22 protein-coding genes are annotated in these 19419 nt (G+C 39.7%); 18 read left to right on the top strand and 4 right to left on the bottom strand.

From position 1 onward, the window contains the following. Positions 1 to 11 precede the first annotated feature (11 nt). A complete protein-coding gene (locus IHV11_RS06290; RefSeq protein ID WP_197194019.1) occupies positions 12 to 665 on the bottom strand; it encodes a M23 family metallopeptidase in 654 nt (217 codons plus the stop codon). A 276-nt stretch (positions 666 to 941) separates the two neighbouring features. Here IHV11_RS06290 and IHV11_RS06295 point away from each other — a divergent pair, with 276 nt between their 5' ends. Next, a complete protein-coding gene (locus IHV11_RS06295) occupies positions 942 to 1379 on the top strand; it encodes a VOC family protein (RefSeq protein ID WP_197194020.1) in 438 nt (145 codons plus the stop codon). Positions 1380 to 1424: 45 nt separating this feature from the next. Here IHV11_RS06295 and IHV11_RS06300 read toward each other — a convergent pair whose 3' ends face one another. Further along, positions 1425 to 1682, bottom strand: a complete 258-nt coding sequence (locus IHV11_RS06300) for a hypothetical protein (RefSeq protein WP_197194021.1) — start codon at positions 1680 to 1682, stop codon at positions 1425 to 1427. 187 nt (positions 1683 to 1869) lie between these two features. Between IHV11_RS06300 and IHV11_RS06305 the strand changes: the two genes are divergently transcribed. Further along, complete coding sequence (locus tag IHV11_RS06305; protein WP_197194022.1) at positions 1870 to 2343, top strand: YjdJ family protein; 474 nt, start codon at positions 1870 to 1872, stop codon at positions 2341 to 2343. Between the two features lie 180 nt (positions 2344 to 2523). Then, positions 2524 to 3396, top strand: a complete 873-nt coding sequence (locus IHV11_RS06310) for a helix-turn-helix transcriptional regulator (protein WP_197194023.1) — start codon at positions 2524 to 2526, stop codon at positions 3394 to 3396. Positions 3397 to 3429: 33 nt separating this feature from the next. Here IHV11_RS06310 and IHV11_RS06315 read toward each other — a convergent pair whose 3' ends face one another. Further along, positions 3430 to 3759 carry an SGNH/GDSL hydrolase family protein gene (locus IHV11_RS06315; RefSeq protein WP_197194932.1) on the bottom strand — a complete coding sequence of 110 codons (330 nt, stop codon included), beginning with the start codon at positions 3757 to 3759 and terminating at the stop codon, positions 3430 to 3432. Between the two features lie 17 nt (positions 3760 to 3776). On the opposite strand from IHV11_RS06315, the gene IHV11_RS06320 reads away from it, so the two are divergent. From IHV11_RS06320 to IHV11_RS06365, 10 genes are all read left to right on the top strand, one after another. Beyond that, the gene (locus tag IHV11_RS06320; protein ID WP_197194024.1) at positions 3777 to 4988 is read left to right on the top strand and encodes a hypothetical protein; all 1212 of its coding nucleotides are present in this window, start codon (positions 3777 to 3779) and stop codon (positions 4986 to 4988) included. 444 nt (positions 4989 to 5432) lie between these two features. After that, a complete protein-coding gene (locus tag IHV11_RS06325; RefSeq protein WP_197194025.1) occupies positions 5433 to 5987 on the top strand; it encodes an MEDS domain-containing protein in 555 nt (184 codons plus the stop codon). Between the two features lie 201 nt (positions 5988 to 6188). Further along, positions 6189 to 8393: a collagen-like triple helix repeat-containing protein gene (locus tag IHV11_RS06330; protein ID WP_425589497.1), complete on the top strand. Its 2205-nt coding sequence runs from the start codon at positions 6189 to 6191 to the stop codon at positions 8391 to 8393. Between the two features lie 9 nt (positions 8394 to 8402). After that, the gene (locus IHV11_RS06335) at positions 8403 to 9488 is read left to right on the top strand and encodes a glycosyltransferase (RefSeq protein ID WP_197194026.1); all 1086 of its coding nucleotides are present in this window, start codon (positions 8403 to 8405) and stop codon (positions 9486 to 9488) included. Next, the gene (locus IHV11_RS06340; RefSeq protein WP_197194027.1) at positions 9485 to 11740 is read left to right on the top strand and encodes an FkbM family methyltransferase; all 2256 of its coding nucleotides are present in this window, start codon (positions 9485 to 9487) and stop codon (positions 11738 to 11740) included. Before IHV11_RS06335 ends, IHV11_RS06340 begins: the two co-directional genes overlap by 4 nt. Before the next feature lie 585 nt (positions 11741 to 12325). After that, positions 12326 to 13009, top strand: a complete 684-nt coding sequence (locus IHV11_RS06345; protein WP_197194028.1) for an N-acetylmuramoyl-L-alanine amidase family protein — start codon at positions 12326 to 12328, stop codon at positions 13007 to 13009. Positions 13010 to 13139: 130 nt separating this feature from the next. Next, complete coding sequence (locus IHV11_RS06350) at positions 13140 to 13628, top strand: DinB family protein (RefSeq protein WP_197194029.1); 489 nt, start codon at positions 13140 to 13142, stop codon at positions 13626 to 13628. Between the two features lie 25 nt (positions 13629 to 13653). After that, positions 13654 to 14424 (top strand): class I SAM-dependent methyltransferase, encoded by a 771-nt coding sequence (locus IHV11_RS06355; RefSeq protein WP_197194934.1) that lies wholly within the window; start codon positions 13654 to 13656, stop codon positions 14422 to 14424. A 202-nt stretch (positions 14425 to 14626) separates the two neighbouring features. Next, the gene (locus tag IHV11_RS06360; protein ID WP_066395396.1) at positions 14627 to 14899 is read left to right on the top strand and encodes an AbrB/MazE/SpoVT family DNA-binding domain-containing protein; all 273 of its coding nucleotides are present in this window, start codon (positions 14627 to 14629) and stop codon (positions 14897 to 14899) included. A 22-nt stretch (positions 14900 to 14921) separates the two neighbouring features. After that, positions 14922 to 15455: an AAA family ATPase gene (locus IHV11_RS06365; RefSeq protein WP_197194935.1), complete on the top strand. Its 534-nt coding sequence runs from the start codon at positions 14922 to 14924 to the stop codon at positions 15453 to 15455. Positions 15456 to 15511: 56 nt separating this feature from the next. Here the strand turns inward: IHV11_RS06365 and IHV11_RS06370 are convergent, their stop codons facing one another. After that, positions 15512 to 16291, bottom strand: a complete 780-nt coding sequence (locus tag IHV11_RS06370) for a LysM peptidoglycan-binding domain-containing protein (protein ID WP_231620200.1) — start codon at positions 16289 to 16291, stop codon at positions 15512 to 15514. Positions 16292 to 16468: 177 nt separating this feature from the next. Here IHV11_RS06370 and IHV11_RS06375 point away from each other — a divergent pair, with 177 nt between their 5' ends. From IHV11_RS06375 to IHV11_RS06395, 5 genes are all read left to right on the top strand, one after another. Further along, the gene (locus tag IHV11_RS06375; protein ID WP_197194030.1) at positions 16469 to 16957 is read left to right on the top strand and encodes an ankyrin repeat domain-containing protein; all 489 of its coding nucleotides are present in this window, start codon (positions 16469 to 16471) and stop codon (positions 16955 to 16957) included. A gap of 90 nt (positions 16958 to 17047) precedes the next feature. Further along, complete coding sequence (locus IHV11_RS06380; protein WP_066395389.1) at positions 17048 to 17965, top strand: rhodanese-related sulfurtransferase; 918 nt, start codon at positions 17048 to 17050, stop codon at positions 17963 to 17965. Between the two features lie 257 nt (positions 17966 to 18222). After that, complete coding sequence (locus IHV11_RS06385; RefSeq protein ID WP_197194031.1) at positions 18223 to 18849, top strand: phosphatase PAP2 family protein; 627 nt, start codon at positions 18223 to 18225, stop codon at positions 18847 to 18849. A 65-nt stretch (positions 18850 to 18914) separates the two neighbouring features. Next, positions 18915 to 19103 (top strand): hypothetical protein, encoded by a 189-nt coding sequence (locus IHV11_RS06390; RefSeq protein ID WP_066395384.1) that lies wholly within the window; start codon positions 18915 to 18917, stop codon positions 19101 to 19103. A gap of 127 nt (positions 19104 to 19230) precedes the next feature. Beyond that, a complete protein-coding gene (locus IHV11_RS06395; RefSeq protein ID WP_066395381.1) occupies positions 19231 to 19419 on the top strand; it encodes an alpha/beta-type small acid-soluble spore protein in 189 nt (62 codons plus the stop codon).

Raw genomic sequence — 19419 nt, forward strand, 5'->3', positions numbered from 1 at the left:
CTCTTTTGCTATTAGTTTTTAAAAGGAAGGTCATCTTCAGAGGAAGATTGATAGCCATCTCCAATGATGTAAATGCTTTGGTTATCTGGACTAGAAACTTTGGTATATAGAACATTTCTAGGAGATAACACCGTGCTAGCTGTACCTGCTTTTATAATATTAGAACTTGATCCTAACGTTGGAGAATATTGATAATAAGTCGTATCTGTATCAATTTCAAAGTGAAGGTGTGGCCCAGTTGAATACAATCCTGTATTACCATAGTTCCCTAATCGTGTATCTTTTGTAACACTCTGCCCTTTAGATACAGCAATTGAAGCTAAGTGATTATAACGGAACACAAGATCTTTCGTTGCTTTCGTTGAATGGATGTAAGATGCAGGATATTTCACAATGACGGTGTTTCCTAAAACGTTATCGTAGCCTGTTGCTAAGACTTTACCCGTTCCACTCGCCCAAACCGCTCTGCTGCTGTTAGAGGATGTTAAGTCCCATCCATAATGTTTGAAACCAAATTTCTTCTGATAGTTAGTATTCAAGTACCCGGCCGTGATATAAGCGTTGTTGATCGGTTGAATCAACTTTTGGGCTGCCGACGCAAATGATGGAACAACGAGCACGAGTGAAAAAACAAGCACAGAAAATAGACTGATAAACTTTTTCATAAAAACTCTCCTCCTCTTAATGTGTTCCAATATAATGCAGAAAAGGAAAAATGTATACGAGTTTCGGGGACATCGAGAAAAAATGATAAGGTCTTACTACAGAAGTCTATTAACATGACCTATTTTTAGTAGTTTTTGTGCGTATCTATTTAACTAGATAAGTATTTTAGAATAGGATGGGGAGCATTGAGTGTAAAAAGCTTCAAAAAGGAAGGTTTAAGAGTAGTACAATCGAATATATCTTATTAGCCAGAATGAACATCGGAGGAATGAATTATGAAGGTTAGTAGAATCGATCATGTGAGTATAAATGTAAACAATCTTTTAGAAGCGAAAGCTTTTTTCCTTAATATAGGTCTTGAAGTAAAAGCAGAATGGGAACTTGAGGGAGACCAGTTGGACAGGATCGTTGGACTAAAAAATGTTAAAACGAGTTGTGTAGGACTAGGAATGCCTGACGGTCACACTTGGTTAGAGCTCGTCAAATATTATACGCCTGCAGATGAATCTCACCCACAACTACACTCTCCAAATACGCTAGGCATTCGACATATCTGCTTTGCAGTTAAGGATCTTGAGGCTATTGTTGCCATTTTGAAAGAGAAAGGCATAGAGACTTTTAGTGAGATTGAGCAATATGAAGACAGCTACAGACTTTGCTATGTTCGTGGTCCAGAGGGGATTATTCTAGAGTTAGCGGAGCAAATCGTGTAATTTAAAAGACCAGACTAATAATTTGGTCTATTGTAACTCGTTAGGTTAGGGTTTATTCCAAGTTACGATTAAGAAAAAAACAGTGATTATCACGATTAATCCAGATAAGGTTAGCGTCAAAATACTAGCCGTTTTCCATTTCCCTTTACTAGAGAAAAGTGTTAAGATCCAGGCAACAATATAGCCCCAAAGTGCAAACCATGCATAAAAAGCTGCAAAGAATCCAATGTACTTTCCAAGCCAAGTTGGAATCAAACTCACTATAAAAATGATTATTGCAAATAACCCCATGTACTTTTTCATAAGTGGTTGCACCTCTGTTTATGGTATATGTTACTAAATTACCATATAATGTATGTTTATGGTGAGAAATTTACTGTCTTTCAAGAATTAATTTGCCTTAGAGTAAAATTTAGTCAAATAGTAGTAAGCAACGAATGGTTTCTCATGGTAAAATAAGGTGCATTATCAAGCGAGAGGAAATCTACTTATGTCATATGTTATTCAATTAGTTTTCGCAGTTATTGTGTTTCTTTTTTCAACGTTTTCAGCATGGTATGAAGGAAGTGAATTAAGAGATACATGGTGGGAATGGAAGTACTCGGCTATTTTTTCAAAATGGCAGCACGGAACGGTAACAAACGTCTCTGAGATATCAGGATTTGATCATTTCATTTACGCCGCAAAATTTAAACCTCTATTTCCAATACTCATGACAATCAGTTTACTGTATATCCTTGTAGTACTTGCTACATGGCTTTTAAGAAATCACACAAACAAACTGAGCTTGTTTTTCATGATACTCGGTCTTACATTATTTGTGGCTAGTTCGTTAACGTTTAGATCTCCGACTGTGGGACTGGTATGGTTTACTTGGCTGTTTCTGTTAACTGGAATATCCAGTAGCATGGTTGCATTAAAATTGAGGATGAAATTCACCTCTAATAATCAAGAGGTATATTAAACATAAATAAACATGAAATGGATGCATTTCCCCAACAAGAGGAAGTGCATTTTTTATTATCGATTAGAGAACTAATTAATTTGGCTTTGCCATTTAATTGATGGAAAATATAGTTAGGTTAGCAAATAATATCAAAAATTCAGTTTCTCCTTCTATTATGATAATAGTGAGGTGAGCAAGATGTACAGTGAAGTCACGAAGGAGACCATTCGTTACATTGAGGAACATTTGCAAGATGACTGGTTCCTCGAACATTATGCCAATGAGGTGGGTTATTCAAAATTTCATCTATCGCGGATTTTTAAAAAAGAAACGGGTCAAACGATCAGTGATTATATTCGGAAGCGTCGGTTAGCGATAGCGGCGATGTACCTTCTCTATTCGGATGAGTCCATTATACACATCGCATTTTCATTACAGTTTCAATCACAAGAAGCGTTTACACGTTCATTTAAAGAACTGTACAACATGCCACCTGGAAAGTATCGAAAACTGATGAGAACTATTAGTGGGATGGAGGAAAATGAAATGAGCCAAACAACGACAGTAAAAGGATGGATGTTAAGCGGTTCGCATCCTGGTGATTATCGCATGGAAACGGATGATAAAGTTTTCCATACGGGGACTAAATCAGGCCTGCTATATGCGACAGGGGATATGGATGAAGGTCAATTTGGTACGATGATGCAGAGTGTTGCGGCCGACCGATTCAGAGGAAAAAGAATGAAGATGTCTTGTTATTTAAAAACAGAAGAAGTTACAAAATGTGGTGCTTGGTTTCGTATCGATAATCAATCAGGTGATGTTGTTCAATTTGATAATATGGATAACCGCTCGATTACGGGAACTTCCGATTGGAACTATTATAAAGTGGTACTAGATGTTCCTGCGGAAAGTGCTTCGATGCATTTTGGAGTGCTGCTAGCGGGACAAGGGAAAGTATGGGCAGATGGGTTTAAGTTTGAAGAAGTAGATGAATCCGAACCTTCAACGAATATGATGGGTTCTGAAAACTTACCGGAAGAACCTCTAAATCTTGGTTTCGATGAATAACTTTGAAAAGACTCGTCATAGACGAGTCTTTTCTTAATCATCTTTCTTTATTATCTTCCAAAACTCTTTAGCAATCGCCTCATATCCTTTTACATTTAAATGGTTATCCTCAGGATTAGGCATATACTTCTCAAATTTAGAATCAATGGCTTGAGCTGTCGTGACGTATCGATCACCGTTTTCAATAGCTCTAGTTTCGATCTCATGATTTAAAGAATCTGAAAGAGGAACAAGGAAATTTTGAACTTCATCTGGGTAATAAGAAAAAGGATTGTAATAGCCCATAACATACACTTTTACATGGGGATTTAGTTCGTTGATCGTTTCAAGAATCACATCTAAATTCGAACTCGCTGTATCAATGCCTTGTTGTGCAGTAGATGGATCGGCTAGTCGTTACCGACTCGTTTGGTAACTTTAGTGTTGAAGTAGATGTTCCAGTGGGTACGCCTGAAACAGACGTTGTAATTTCAGCTTCTACTGTAGTAAACGGTAGAACGATTTCCACAACGGATACGTCGATGGTAATGTGTCCTTCAGCACTATGTACATTGGAACTTTTCTCCTCTGGAACACCTTTTAACTGTACAGGAAGTGTATTTGGAGTTGTAACTTGTGGAGGTAAGCCAATTGAAGGAGTTACGGTTATCTTTAGTAGTAGCAACCCAGATTTTACGTTGAATCCTGCCACAGACATTTCTGATTCACAGGGAGACGTAGGTACGGGTGTTAATATAGCAGCTGGTACTGTCGATATTGAGTCAGCGGTCATAACCGCAACCGCTACGATTGGTGCACAAGTGTTGAATGCTTCCGTTACCGTAACAGGTTCCTGTCCAAGTAACTGTACCTTGACGCTTACTGCTGCGCCAGAGATTAATTGTACTGGAACCATTTCTGGTACGCTTACCTGCGGAGGAGTACCGCAAGCAGGAATACCAATCACATTTACACAATTCCCTGTAGGGGTAGCAACCATTCCACCGACGATTACTTTAGCAAATGGAACGTTTACAACGAATGTGACCGTTCCTGTAGGTACCGCACCGACATCAACAATCGTGACCGCTTCTGCTACTGTAGGAGGGCAAACAACGGCTGATTCTATTGATATTAATTTTAGTTGCCCAGAAGAAGAAGTATGTCCTTGTAAGTTCCAATTAGGCGTTGCTGGAACAGGCGCACCAGCCACAGCCAATATTGTGAACGGGGGAGTACCTTCTACTGTGTCAGGTACCATCAATGTCTCTGCGGTTCAATGTTATATTGCAGCACCAGGATGTAATCCTGCAGTAGATAACTTTAGCATTACATTTTCAGGTGGCAGCTTCACGTTTAACCTTATACAAGGAAGAAGAATTCGTATATCGTGTATAGGTGAAACAGGAGCCACACTTGAGGGAGAGGCAGTTGCCTCTGGTAATTCGACGTTGCAAGGTCTATTTGATGTATTCATAGGATACACACAATCAGGCAACACGGCTACTTGGAACATTTTGGCCACTAATACAGCAGGAGATTCATTCAGTACAACCTTTACTTCTGCAGTTACTCCACAAACAGACATTGGAGGTTGTGGAACGCAATTTTAATGGATATAGTTGAATAGTGTATTCTCACCTATAGGATTAATTAAAATTAAACTAATACGAATTTACGAATCGATATGACACAAATTAATTGAACGACAAACACCAACCCCAGGGTACTGCTCCTGGGGATTTTTTTATATTAATAGATTAAAGTGCTTTAACCTGGCATGAGCGGTGAGAAAAAGTATTATCAAATGCTCTTAATTCACGCTATACAGCTTTATAGTTTTATCCAGAGAGTTTTAAAATGGTTTGTTAATTAAGCGGAGTTCTAATTGATTATGTTATTATTAGGAACATTCAATGCATTAAAGCGCAATAATGCTTTAGAATCTAATGGTTTATGTTAGAGGTATAATAAGGGGAAATCAGAGTATCTCCAAGATTAATGATTAAAAATTTTCTTCTAACTTTAGATAAATTTCATAACGGGAGGAATGTTTTTTGAAAGATAAGAAGTTGAACTTAACAGATGAAATCAATCACTTTGAATCTGAAAACGCTCATATCCTTATTGTTTTTAACCAAGTTGATCATTATGTTCACATGGCTGCAGATTATTTGAGCGAGGAATTAAATAAAGGTACACAGGTACTTCTCGTCGAAAACGACAGGATTTACCCTAAGATTTTAAAAAAGTTAAAAAAATCAGTATCTGATCAAAAGCTCTTAAATCTAAAGCGAGAGAATACGTTTGATTTTTACTATGAACAAGAAAGTTTTAATCCTGATTCCATTTATAACCATTTTCAAGATAAAGTACGTCCTCATGTAGAAAAGGGTGAACGTATTGTGACTTGGGGTCATGTTGAATGGGGTAAAGACTTATCGAACAAAGATTTGATCACTTATGAAAGAAGAATTGATCAATTACTAAAAACCATGAGTGTTATCTCAATTTGTGCTTATGATGAAGATCGATTGAGTCATAAAACATTAGAGAGTTTGGCTTCAATACATGATATATACATAAGAGAAAATAAGATTGTAAAACCTTAGAGAACAACAGAATAACATCTACGACTAACCTTATTTATGAGGTTGGTCTTTTTATTGAGATAAAAAATATTATATGTCACTTCTATATTCATTTGGACACCTATGTTAAGTCAGTTTGATCTATTTTAATCATAATATAAGTTGAGGTTAATATCTTATTATGACAGGTAATTTGAGCATGGTTTAATGGGAGGGTTCTTTATGACTTCTAAGAAACGAAAAGATAGAGGCACTAATAAAGGTGAGAGTCATTTAACAGAATTCTTACAATCGCAAATTGATTCGAAGCCTTATATTCTCAATGGTGGAGGAACTCCTCTCATTCAAGAAGGAAGATTAAAAGATAGACCTATTAAAGCCGAGGTAGGAAGTTTATTTTTAGATATTAGTACCAAGACATTCTATCGATTTACTGGTCTCTTTTGGGATCCGCTTATTCCAAGCGCAATCTCTAATCAGATCAAAGAGATGCAGGAAAATATTGCTGAAGATTCATGTTGTTGTCCTACGATTATACAAGGTTTGACGGGTCCGACAGGTCCTACAGGTCCAGCAGGCGGACCCACAGGGCCTACTGGTCCTACAGGTCCAACAGGACCTCCTGGAATTCAAGGTCCACAAGGGCCGATTGGTGCTACCGGTCCTATAGGTGAACAAGGAGCTACAGGTCCGATCGGATTAACAGGACCAACAGGACCTCAAGGTTTAATCGGACCTCAAGGTCTACAAGGACCAACAGGAGATTTAGGTCCGACAGGAGATCCTGGTCCGACAGGGCCAGTAGGTTTACAAGGACCAACAGGAGATTTAGGCCCGACAGGAGATCCTGGTCCGACAGGACCTGTAGGATTACAGGGGCCAACAGGAGATTTAGGCCCGACAGGAGATCCTGGCCCGACAGGACCTCTCGGTCCTACCGGTCCGATAGGTGTGCAAGGGCCAACCGGACAGCAGGGGCCGCAAGGTGAGCAAGGTTTGATCGGCCCTCAAGGGCAACAAGGTCCGACCGGACCTCAAGGAATTGCAGGACCCACTGGCCCAACAGGAGAATTGGGTCCACAAGGAGCCACTGGTCCCCAGGGGGCGACCGGTGCACTTGGTCCGACCGGACCTACAGGATCACCAGGAATTGGTATCACTGGCCCGACAGGACCTGCTGGTGTAAACGGAGCTGAAGGCGCAACCGGTCCAACCGGTCCAACCGGTCCCGCAGGAGGACCGACTGGTCCAACAGGTCCGACCGGTCCTTCAGGCGGGCCCCCTGGTCCAACTGGAGACACGGGTCCGACCGGTCCGACCGGTCCAACTGGTGCAGGAGAGACTGGACCGACTGGTCCTCAAGGTCTTTCAGGTCCGACAGGTCCACAAGGAGCGACCGGTGCACAAGGTCCGACAGGTGCAATAGGACCGCAAGGGGCAACAGGAGCACTCGGTCCACAAGGACCAACCGGTGTAACTGGTCCAACAGGTGCCATTGGTCCGACAGGGCTAACCGGCCCAACAGGAGAAACGGGTCCAACCGGCCCCATCGGACAGCAAGGCCCAACAGGAGCTCTTGGTCCGACGGGTCCTTTGGGTCCACAAGGTCCGACAGGTGATAGGGGTCCGACAGGAGATCCAGGTCCGACGGGTCCTTTGGGTCCACAAGGTCCGACTGGCGATAGAGGTCCGACAGGGGATATTGGCCCGACAGGTCCACAAGGTGCACAAGGGCCAACAGGAGACAGAGGCCCGACAGGAGACCTCGGTCCAACGGGCCCAACAGGTCCAACCGGCCCTCAAGGCGCACAAGGTCCGATCGGCCAACAAGGGGCTACCGGTCCAACCGGTGCTCAAGGTCCAACCGGTCCAACCGGTCCGACGGGTCCAACAGGACCGACTGGCCCAACCGGGGCGACAGGTTCTACCGGTCCAGTCGCTACTACATCAACAAAACCTATAACCTTTACAGGTGCAAACAATGGATTTCAACGTTTAGCGGGTTCTCCAGGAGCATTGTCTCAAGCGATACCTTATGTCACTGCAGGTTCAGGATCTGTTGTTGCTTTTACAGCTTCACTAAACTCTAATAATATTCAAATTGGAACTTACATCTTTGAAATCTGTTTTGATGTTATCAACAATGCAGTGGTACCTGCCGCTGGTAACATAATCTCGAGAGTCACGTTAAACATAACTGCCGCTACAGGGGGAACCGTCATATTTTCGATACGACCAACTGATATAGGAGCGCAGCCAATCTTTGTTTCTAATGGAAGTCCCTATGTTGTAGGTCCAGGTTCAGTTAGTTGGACGACTGTCACTCCTGGTAATGTTGTGTCTAGAACAGATGCTATTTCATTGTACGCAAATCCTATAGCAGCTAACAGTGCCGCATACACAGTTTTTCTTAACACCAATATCTAGGAGGTTGTTATGTGTACTATTAGTCTCTGTATGATCGTAAGAAATGAAGAACACACACTAAAACAATGTCTTAAATCAGTCTATAAACTTTGTGATGAGATAATAGTTGTAGATACAGGTTCAACAGACGACACAAAGAAGGTTGCGAGCTCATTTACTCCACTTGTTTATGACTTTCAGTGGATCGATGATTTTTCAGCTGCACGTAACTTTGCATTTGCTCAAGCCACGAGTGATTACATCCTGTGGCTTGATGCGGATGACGTTCTACTAAAAGCAGACCATGATAAGTTAGCAAGGTTAAAAGAAGCGTTATTAGAAAATGTTGATGCTGTAACAATGATCTATCACTATGCGTTTGATGAGTTTGGAAATGTAACAACGAGTCTCAGACGTAACCGACTCGTCAAACGAGATAAAAACTTTCGATGGGTTGGACCCGTTCATGAGTATTTAGAAGTGAACGGTCAAATCATAAACTCAGATATTGTGGTAACACATACGAGGAAACACGCTCATTCTGGGAGGAATCTAGCTATCTTTGAGAACAGAGAGAAGCGAGGAGAGTCTTTCTCTCCTCGTGATCTTTACTATTTTGGTAACGAGTTGATGGACAATCAACATTTTGATAAAGCGTTGAAGATTTATGAAAGGTTCATAGAAGAAAAAAAGGGTTGGAGTGAAGATATCATTTCTGCGTGTTACCGATTGAGTGAGATATACATGATAAAAGAAGAATATGACAAGGCATGTACATTCGCTATGCACTCGTTCGAGTATGACTTGCCTCGTGCAGAGATATGCTGTCGATTAGGTTCTATATTCTTAAAGCAAAAGAACTATGAACAAGCTTGCTATTGGTTTAAGCTTGCTACCGAATTGGATAAGCCTATCGATCATTTAGGTTTTTTACAAGAAGCCTGTTGGACTTGGTTTCCTCATCTTCAGTTGTGTATATGTTATTACCATGTTGGAGAGTTTGAAAAGTCTTATAAACATAATGAACAAGCTCTTAAATACCGACCTACCGATGAACACATGCTTTATAACAGAAAGCTTCTACAACAAAAGAAAAGAGTGGAGGTGAAGATTTGAGAATCGTACATGTTGCGCCTGATTTTTACCCAGTGCCGCCTCTTAACTATGGTGGCATCGAGCGCATGATATACGCTTTAGTCGAAGAGAGTGTAAAAAGGGGGCACGAAGTTTATTTATACGCGAGAGAAGGAAGCGCGACAAGTGCTCAGCTGATTCCATATCATCACGAACCAGGTAGACCTGAACATATAGCAACGTTTGTTAAACAAACGCTTCCTCAAAAAGTAGATATCATCCATGATCACACCCATCTCTCCGTGATCGGAAAATTGAAACTGACTGTACCTACTGTTTGTACCATCCATGACAGTTTGAAAAATGATGTGGAACATCCTGTCTATCTTAGTAAGCGAGCACTCGAACATGTCGGAAAGGGTAAGGGATATTACGTGTATAATGGTATCGACCTAAACGAGTATCCCTTTCAAAAAGAAAAGGAAGACTATCTCCTTTTTCTTGGCGTGATCAGCGCTCATAAAGGTATCCACCATGCATTAGAGATAGCTGAAAAGACAAAGAGACGAATGAAGATAGCAGGTCCTGTTTTTAACACGGAGTACTTCTTGAACGAAGTGGAACCTCGAATCAATAAGCTACCTCATGTCGAATATGTTGGAGAAGTTGGAGGAGAGTATCGACTGAAGCTCTTGAGAGAAGCGGAATGTCTTGTCTTTCCTACGTCATGGGAAGAACCTTTCGGGCTCGTGATGGTGGAAGCGATGGCCTGTGGTACTCCAGTGATTGCGCTTGATAACGGAGCTGTTTCTGAAGTGATGAACGGTTATCCTTCACAGATCTGTAAGAACACTGATGAGATGATCACGCATCTGCCCGTTCGTTCTGACGCATCTGGTTTGAGAGAATACGTATCAAAATATTTTACAGTAGGGCACATGACAGAGAATTATCTCTCTCTTTATAAAGAAGTCATTCAACAATCTGAGAATCAAAAGGATGATGAAAGAATAACGGAACACCTCCTACCGGCCGCTAACTATTTTAAAAGCACTAAGGAATTTGATCAAGCCATCACTCTGTATGAAAGACTATTAGAATCAAACCATGTAGAGCCGGACGTAAAAGTTTTTATCTGTAATGAAATGGCTGATATCTATCATCAACGTGCAGAAGGTGAGAAAGAAAGGGAGTATGGTTACCGCTCTTTTCAGTATGATAAACCACGTGCAGAGATCTGTTGTCGACTCGGTTATGGTTTCTTACAAGATAACAAGTTAGATCAAGCTGTGTTTTGGTATACACGTGCAACAGAACTAGCGTTACCAAAAAAGAAAGGCATGCTGCATTATGAAGCATGTTGGACATGGCTACCTCATGTCCAACTGTGTGTTTGTTATTACCGATTAGGATCCTATGAAAAAGCGTATCATCATAACGAAGAAGCGAGAAAACATAACCCTGATTATGCAAATCTTTCTACGAATAAAGAATTATTAGAAAACGTTTTAAACATCCACAATAATCAAACTGCTGTACAGATTGAGTTAAAAAACGATAATCAGGAATCTTTTCTAATGAACCTTCATCTTCCAGGGTTTATCGAAGAAACCCTTCAGAATAATGGGAACTGGGAACCTTTCATGATGAAAACTCTAAAAAAATATCTGAAAGATGGAGGTATCTTTTTGGATGTTGGGGCTAATATCGGCTATCATGCACTACATGCTGCTAGTCTTGATTCGAACATAGATTGTATATGTTTCGAACCCCATCCCGAAATATTTGAGCAACTTCAACAAAACATCGAGATAAATGCTTTTTCAAATGTTAGTGCTCATCAGTTAGCTGTAGGGAATTCTGTTGGGCATATCAACTTTCATATGCAAAACCGTAATAACTACAACAGAGGGATGTCAGCCATTGACTATTATGATGGGATAGGAAAAGACTATACGACTGTTCAAGTTCCAACAACTACGCTTGATGCGTTTTTAGATTTAGAAACGAAATCCAAAGTAAAGCTCATAAAGATCGATACACAAGGACATGAATATCAAGTCATCGAAGGTGCGCTTGATCTTATTAATACATCGCGACCCGTTATCACTCTTGAACACCATAATAATGATAAAAAGAGTATTCAAGATATATCAAAGCTCCTTCCAAGCTATGAAATCTATAAAGTGAACTTTTGGAATGGTAAAATAGCACGTTATGAAGAAGAAAGTTCAGAAGAATTTATGGACGATTACGTTTTTGTACCTCTCCAGTTAAAGGATAAGATTTGTTAGATATTTAACTAATGTCAAAATAATAGACGATACAAAAACGACTTTCTTACAAGAGTCGTTTTTTGTTTGCCAAGAGGGGGAATCTTAGAAGCCTTCTTTTATACCATTTGTTGGGTCAAACAATTCTTGATATGGGACAAGAGACAAAGCACAATTGGTAAAAAAAGATATTGGGGTTTATCCCCATTGAAATATATAATCGTGGCAGGACACTTTGTTCAAGATGAAAATCAGAATGAAATGTTATGTAAGTAAAGCCTAACTTCAACTGAAGTTAGGCTATTGGTTTTTAGCCAATTCTTTTTTTATCTTGTGGAGTCTTGCGGATTTTTTTATCAGCAAATAATCCGTCTAATAGACTTAAGAAATTACGCATAAAAGACACCCCATATCCTTGTAATGCATGATATAGAGAAGTTTTGCTCTCTATGTAGTAGATTATGAGAGAAGTACTCTATATGATTGGACACTATGGAACAAAAGGCGTTTGTGTGTTACCTTTCTATGAAATTTTTTAGAAGACTCTAGTAAATATACAAACCATTTCATAGATTCCACATATGATGAATAATAGGGGTGATGAAAATGGTGAAAATCTTTATCGATCCGGGTCATGGAGGCACTGATCCGGGAGGGGTTGGCAATAACCTCACAGAAAAAGCACTGACTTTAAAAATAGGAATACGAATCAGAGATATTTTACTTGCAGAGTATAACAATGTTTCAATCCTAATGAGCAGAACGTCTGATGTAACAAAGTCATTAACAGAACGAACAGATGCTGCAAACGCTTGGGGAGCTGATTTTTTCTTATCCGTTCACACGAATGCTGGCGGTGGAACAGGGTATGAAGATTACATCTATCCAGGTTCTACAGCACCAACAACAACGTATCAAGATCATTTGCATGCCGAAATTTTGAAAGTCGTAAATTTCAGCGATCGGGGACAGATGACAGCAAACTTTCATGTATTGCGTGAATCGAATATGCCTTCACTATTAACAGAGAATGGTTTCATAGATAATGTAAATGATGCGAGTAAGTTGAAAACGACATCATTTATTGAGAGTATTGCGCGTGGACACGTTAATGGGATCGTGAAATGCTTTAACCTTCCTAAAAAAGCAACTTATCATACAGTGGTGAGTGGAGATACGGTCTATGCTCTTAGTCAGCAATATGGAAGTACCGTGGAGCAGATCAAAACATGGAACAACCTTGATAATAACTATAGCATCTATCCGGGTCAGGTTTTACGAGTAAAATAATAATAGATAACGCCATGCATTTCTTTGCTTTCAAGAAGTGTATTTTTTTTGCAGTTTTGTATCTAGTAAGAAGGATTTAAGAGGTCATTAAGGAATTAGTTTTACCATACTAATGCAAAAGGTGATGTTTATGAACCAGAACGAATACGAATGGGTGAAAGAAAATAGAGAAACTCTTTTAAATTTTTGTAGAAGAATGGATGCTAAGGATTTTACTAGTGAATTGGGGTTCGGTTGGGAGAGTGTGCGTGATACTCTTGTTCATGTCGCGAACTGTTATCATGCTTGGTTGGGCTCCTATGTGCTTTTAAAAACAAAAAATCCGATCACACCAAAAGATATGCTTCCAACAATGGGCATTGAGGAAATCATAGAACTCTTTGATCAAGCGGATACGTATGTAAATGATGTTCTCCAATCATTCGCAACGAAAATGGAGGTTGCTATTGAACAAACGATTCCTTGGAGAGAGTCTAATGAAATCATTTCCTTAACTCCACAAAAGCTTATCGTGCATGTTGTTACCCACGAATATCATCACAAAGGACAAATCATGGCGATGATAAGACAAATGGGATACGAACCACCGAATACAGATGTATTGAGGACGAGAGATTGAATACATATGAAGGAGCTAGTGAGTAATTAAATTAGAAAGAATTCGTCAAGAAGAAAAAGAATATCATGATTATTGTTATGATCACTATAAGCTGTTTGAAAAAGGTTCGTGGCTTTATAAACCTGTAAGAACAGTGATGGAAATCGTTCCTTTATTAAGTGATTTAAAAAATATTCAAATATTAGATTTAGGCTCTGGTGTGGGAAGAAATAGTATTCCATTGATTCAGGTATTGAAAGACCAAGGTGTTTCAGTGGATTGCGTTGATATTCTCGACTCTGCTTTAAGGAAATTAGAACAATATAGTCAAGAGTTTAAAGTTATTGATCATGTCACACCCATTAAGGCCGATATAAGTACATATGAAATCAAAGAAAATACATATGACCTTATTGTAGCTGTATCCAGCCTGGAACATGTAGATTCTGTAGAATCTCTAAAAGATGTTCTTCAACGAATGGAGAGGGGAACTCGAACGGGAGGAATTAATTGTTTGATTGTAAACTCTGAGGTCACAGAGACAGATGTTGAAACTCAAAAATCAATTGATGTCTTTATGGAAATTAACATGAATACGAACGATATGACGAAGTTGCTTAGAGATACATATTCTAACTGGGAAATCCTAAAAACAGTTGTGAATCCTTTAAGTTACGAAATCGTGCGCAATCAAAAACCTGTTGTTCTTGCAACGAATGCCATAACGTTTGTTGTAAGGAAAAATAAGTATGAAAGCTTTCAGCAAGTTGATTGGAAGCTTTTTTTAACGGATATTTTTAGGTGGATAGTCTCATGACAAAAATAAAATAGCCTGATGCTTTCATTTTTTTGACTAAATCAGTTCTTTCTACTCATTAAATTAACCCAACCCAAATCCCCTTCCTATTTATAGAAGTTTTTGAGATGATTATTTCACTGATGTAAAACATAATTTACCAAGTGCGAACGAATGCGCAGATTGTAGTAATCCGATTGGATGGAAAGGGAAGGTAGAATAAATGAAAAGTACGGGGATTGTTAGAAAAGTGGATGAGTTAGGAAGAATTGTAATTCCAATTGAGTTGCGTCGAATGATGGATTTAGATATTAGAGATGGCATTGAGATTTTTGTAGAAGACGACCGTATTATTTTAAAGAAATACATACCGAATAACTCTTGTGTGATTACAGGAGAAATAACTGATGACAATACAGCCTATGCTGGCGGAAAGTTCGTACTCAGTCCGAATGGTGCAAAAGCACTTTTAGAAGAATTAGAATTGATGGTCTAAGTGTGGAGGAACACCAGTGACAATGGAAAATGGAAGAACCGTTTATCTCCTATCAGGGCCGGCAGGAGTCGGCAAATCAACAACATCAACGGAACTGGTAAATCGTTTAACTCATAGTGCCTATCTATCAGGCGATGATATCAGTCATATGCACAGAAACGGTAGAGAGAAACCTTGGGAAAGTGAGCGGGAGCATGATTTGATCTGGCATAACATCCTTCATCTTACAAGAAACTTTGTTCGATATGGAAGTGACGTTGTTATCGATTACATCATCTTTCCAAAGGATGCTGAATGGTTAAGCAATCAGCTAAGAGATTTCGCTGTTACGATCAAATACGTAGTTCTTTGGGCAGATAAGGATACATTGGTAAAAAGGGATGCCTTGCGAATTGAAGAAGAACGAATGGGCGAAAGATGTTTGATTCTTTTTGATGAGTTCTTACAGTCAGGGCTAAATCAAAAACATCTTCTTCATACAAGTCTCCTTACTCCTCATGACATACAACATGTCGTCCGTGAGATCGAAACAGATAATCGATTCAAACACATATAAAAAACATGCGGCCAGAAAAGCTGCATGTTAGTTGTGGAAAGTCGTGCGGAAGATCCTTATTTTTTAAATAATTGTACCCAAGCTCCCTCAAAATAACCAACTCCGATAGAGTCGTAGTTAGAGCTTAAAATGTTTTGGCGGTGACCAGGACTGTTCATCCAGTCTGTCATAACAGCTTGTGGTGAAGTTTGTCCTTTTGCAATGTTCTCACCTGCAGCTGTGTAATCGATTCCAAAGCTGCGCATCATGTCAAACGGAGATCCGTAAGTCGGTGAGTTGTGATCAAAATAGTTATTCTGAATCATGTCTTTAGCTTTTGCTAAAGCTACATTGCTGAGTTCAGCATCAAGTGTTAATGGGGCAAGGCCGGCTTTTTGACGCTCTGCATTTACAAGCTGTGAAACTTGTGTAGCAGTAGAACCGACAGAAGGTTGTGCAGGAGCTGCGGATTTAGGTGCTGACTGTTGTTTAGCAACAGAAGCTGGCAGCTCGATCACTTGACCAGGGTAAACCCAGTTGATCTCTTTGATCTGTGGGTTTGCCTGTTGAATTGCCCATAAACTAACATTTGACGCCGAAGCGATTTTGTTAAGTGTCTCTCCAAGTACTACTTTGTGGAGATTTGAAGAGGATGGAATGTATAGCGTTTGACCAGGATAGATGTTATGGCTACTCAACTGATTCATTCCGATTACATTTGATACGCTTACATTTTGGTGCTGTGCAATCTTCCACAGTGTGTCATTTTGTTGAACCGTATATGGTGTTGAAGCATGTGCTGCTGTTGTCATTGCCAGAAAAGCAGCCAATGAAAAAGATAATATTTTTAAACGCATAATATCCCCCGTATATCCAGTTCCTCCAACGACTTTCCCTATTTAAATGTTCACATAATTTTGACCACGAAACAACTGGGAATGAGAGAAAAATTTTGTAAATAATTGTATAGGAAAGGGTTTTTGTGTCAGGAAGGCGAAGTAGTCGTTTAACAACAATCAGAAAGGGTGGATATTATGAATCTGCACCAAGCAGCAATGGATGGGAATATAACAGTGGTTGAAAAACTTTTGAAAAACGAAGAAACAAACATAAACGAACTCAGTGAAGGATGGTCATCACTTCATCTAGCGGCTCATTTTGGCCATTTGGAGATTGTGAGACTGTTACTTGATCACGGAGCGGATGTTCAAGTGAAATCAGGAAACAATATGGCGAACACGCCTCTACATGCCGCTGCGGCCAATATGAAAAATCGTCAAGAGATGATGAGTCTTCTTCTATCGCATGGAGCGGATATTAACGAAAAGCAGAGCGGAGGATGGACCATTCTCCATCAAGCTGCTCAGCATAACGATCCTGAGATGATCGCTTACTTTATTGAAAAAGGAGCAGATCCTTACCTAGCCAAAGAAGATGGAAAAACAGCGCTTGAATTGGCCGAAGATGAAGAAGCGCATGAAGCCGCTGAAATTTTGAGAAACAGCACACTGAATAAAATCTAAAATACAGGACCCGTCCTGTATTTTTCTTTTTCTCATAATTTGTTATTATAGGTAAGGTAGTTTTTTAAGAAGTATAAGTAGGTGGTAATCATGGACTTTCAAGTATTATTGTATTATAAATACGTAACAATCGAAGACCCTGAAGCATTTAAAGAAGAACATCTCGCTCTATGTAAGGAGATCGGGTTAAAGGGCAGAATTCTTGTAGCGAATGAAGGAATCAACGGAACCGTTTCAGGAACGGTAGAGCAAACCGAATCATACATGCAGTTCATGAAAAATGACCCTCGTTTTGCGGATACGGTTTTCAAAATAGAAGGATCGAACGAACATGCCTTCAAAAAGATGAAGGTTCGCGTTCGTCCAGAGCTCGTCCACTTAAGTTTAGAAGACGATGTGAATCCAAACGAACTTACAGGTAAACATCTTTCTCCAAAAGAGTGGCTCGAAGCGATGGAATCAGAAGATGTGGTAATCTTAGATGCCCGTAACACATACGAATACGACCTTGGCCATTTTAAGAATGCGATCAGACCGGACGTAGAAACATTCCGCGAGCTGCCGCAATGGGTGAGAGAGAACTTCAGTCAGTTTAAAGATAAAAAAGTTCTTACTTACTGTACAGGCGGTATACGTTGTGAAAAGTTTTCAGGTTTCCTGGTCAAAGAAGGATTCAAGGACGTATCTCAGCTTGAAGGCGGAATCATATCCTACGGCTATGATGAAGAAGCCAAAGGTAAGTTATGGGACGGAAAGTGTTATGTGTTTGATGAGCGGATCTCTGTACCGGTTAACCGAACAGGGGAAGAGGTTGTAGTGGGTAAGTGTTATCATTGCGGAAACCCCGAAGAACGTTATGTGAAATGCGGAAATCCAGAATGCAACGCGCATCTGTTGATGTGTGAAGAGTGTGAGCATGAACATAAACGCTCGTGCAGCACAGAATGCAGGGAACATCCGTGGAATCGTTATATCAAAGAATGTGAAGCAGAAAGTTCTCCTTTGTAGGAGGACTTTTTCTGTTTTAAGAGTGAGTTGATAAATATGAGTGTACTCTCCAGGAGGAAAATGGTTGATATGTACGTTTCAGGGAAACAGAGATAAAGAATTACGTAGTAATCTCAATTAATTACGTAGTAATCGGATTTTTATACGAGGTAATATGAATTAATTACGTAGTAAATTAATTTTTATCCGTAATCCCCCGAATTGTTATTCCTAATATTGGATGACATGAAGTAATATGAGATGTAGGGGGAATAATAATGAAAAAAACTTTGAGTTTATGTATTTTAATCTTTGTCAGTCTTTCGTTTTACAGCTCAAGTTTCATAACAACGTTCGATTCGAGTTTAAGAGAGCTTGTTTTAAATTTCCGAAGAGATTGGTTAAATGAAATCGTACTAGCCTTCACTCACGTAGGGGACGCCAAAGTGCTCGCTGGACTCTGTTTACTAGGTGCAATTATTCTTTTCATAATGAAAAAATGGAGAAACAGCTTGTTACTGATCGGAAGTATTCTGGTTTCTTATGGTTTGAACTTGCTAGTGAAATCCATGTTTCAGAGAGAACGGCCGTTAGATTTCCGCCTTCTTGAAGAAGACGGATTTAGTTTTCCGAGTGGTAACGCCATGGTAGGGACAACGTTTTATTTGTTTGCAGCGGTTCTTGTCTACCAAAGGTTTCAAAAGCGCTGGATCTTAGTTGTAGGTGTTATCCTTCCTTTCTTACTCGGATTAACCCGTGTTTATGTCGGTGTTCATTATCCATCTGATATCTTAGCAGGGTTTGCGCTCGGTATTGTTACGGTAATCGTACTTAGCAAACTTACCGATAAAAGTGCGAAACAATTAGAAAGCGTTAACAGAAACAACACAAATACAGCTGTATAACATATCAATTATTGTTCGTATTTGGTATAATAAGACGTAATTGTTTACCGAAAGGGTGCAAAGATATGTTACCAATCGTATTTCCAGAGAACAAACTTGAGTACATACCGGCTTTGATTACGCTTGCTCTCTTTACGATTTTTGCTTGGAGAACGGTAGTCTTTTTTAAGAAACATTCTGCAAAAGAGTTAAAGAGAGCACAATTAATAGAAGAAGATTTGTTAAGCCAAGAGCTGAAGAACAAGGACTTATGACGAGTTCTTGTTTTTTTTTTGAAAAAATTTATATTTCTATGAATAGGTTTTCAGATTTAACCCATACTACATTTAACGGAAAACAAATAAGTTTTTCGTACATATTATCCCAAAGGAGGGAAATCGCATGGCACGTAATAACAGCAACCAAATCGTGGTTCCTGGAGCACAAGGAGCTCTTGACGCAATGAAACAAGAGATCGCTGCTGAGTTCGGAGTACATCTTGGACCAGACACAACTTCTCGTGCAAACGGATCAGTAGGTGGCGAAATCACTAAGCGTCTTGTAGCTCAAGCGCTAGGCGGACTTCGTTAA

The organism is Fictibacillus sp. 26RED30 (assembly GCF_015903845.1).
Taxonomy (GTDB): domain Bacteria; phylum Bacillota; class Bacilli; order Bacillales; family Fictibacillaceae; genus Fictibacillus; species Fictibacillus phosphorivorans.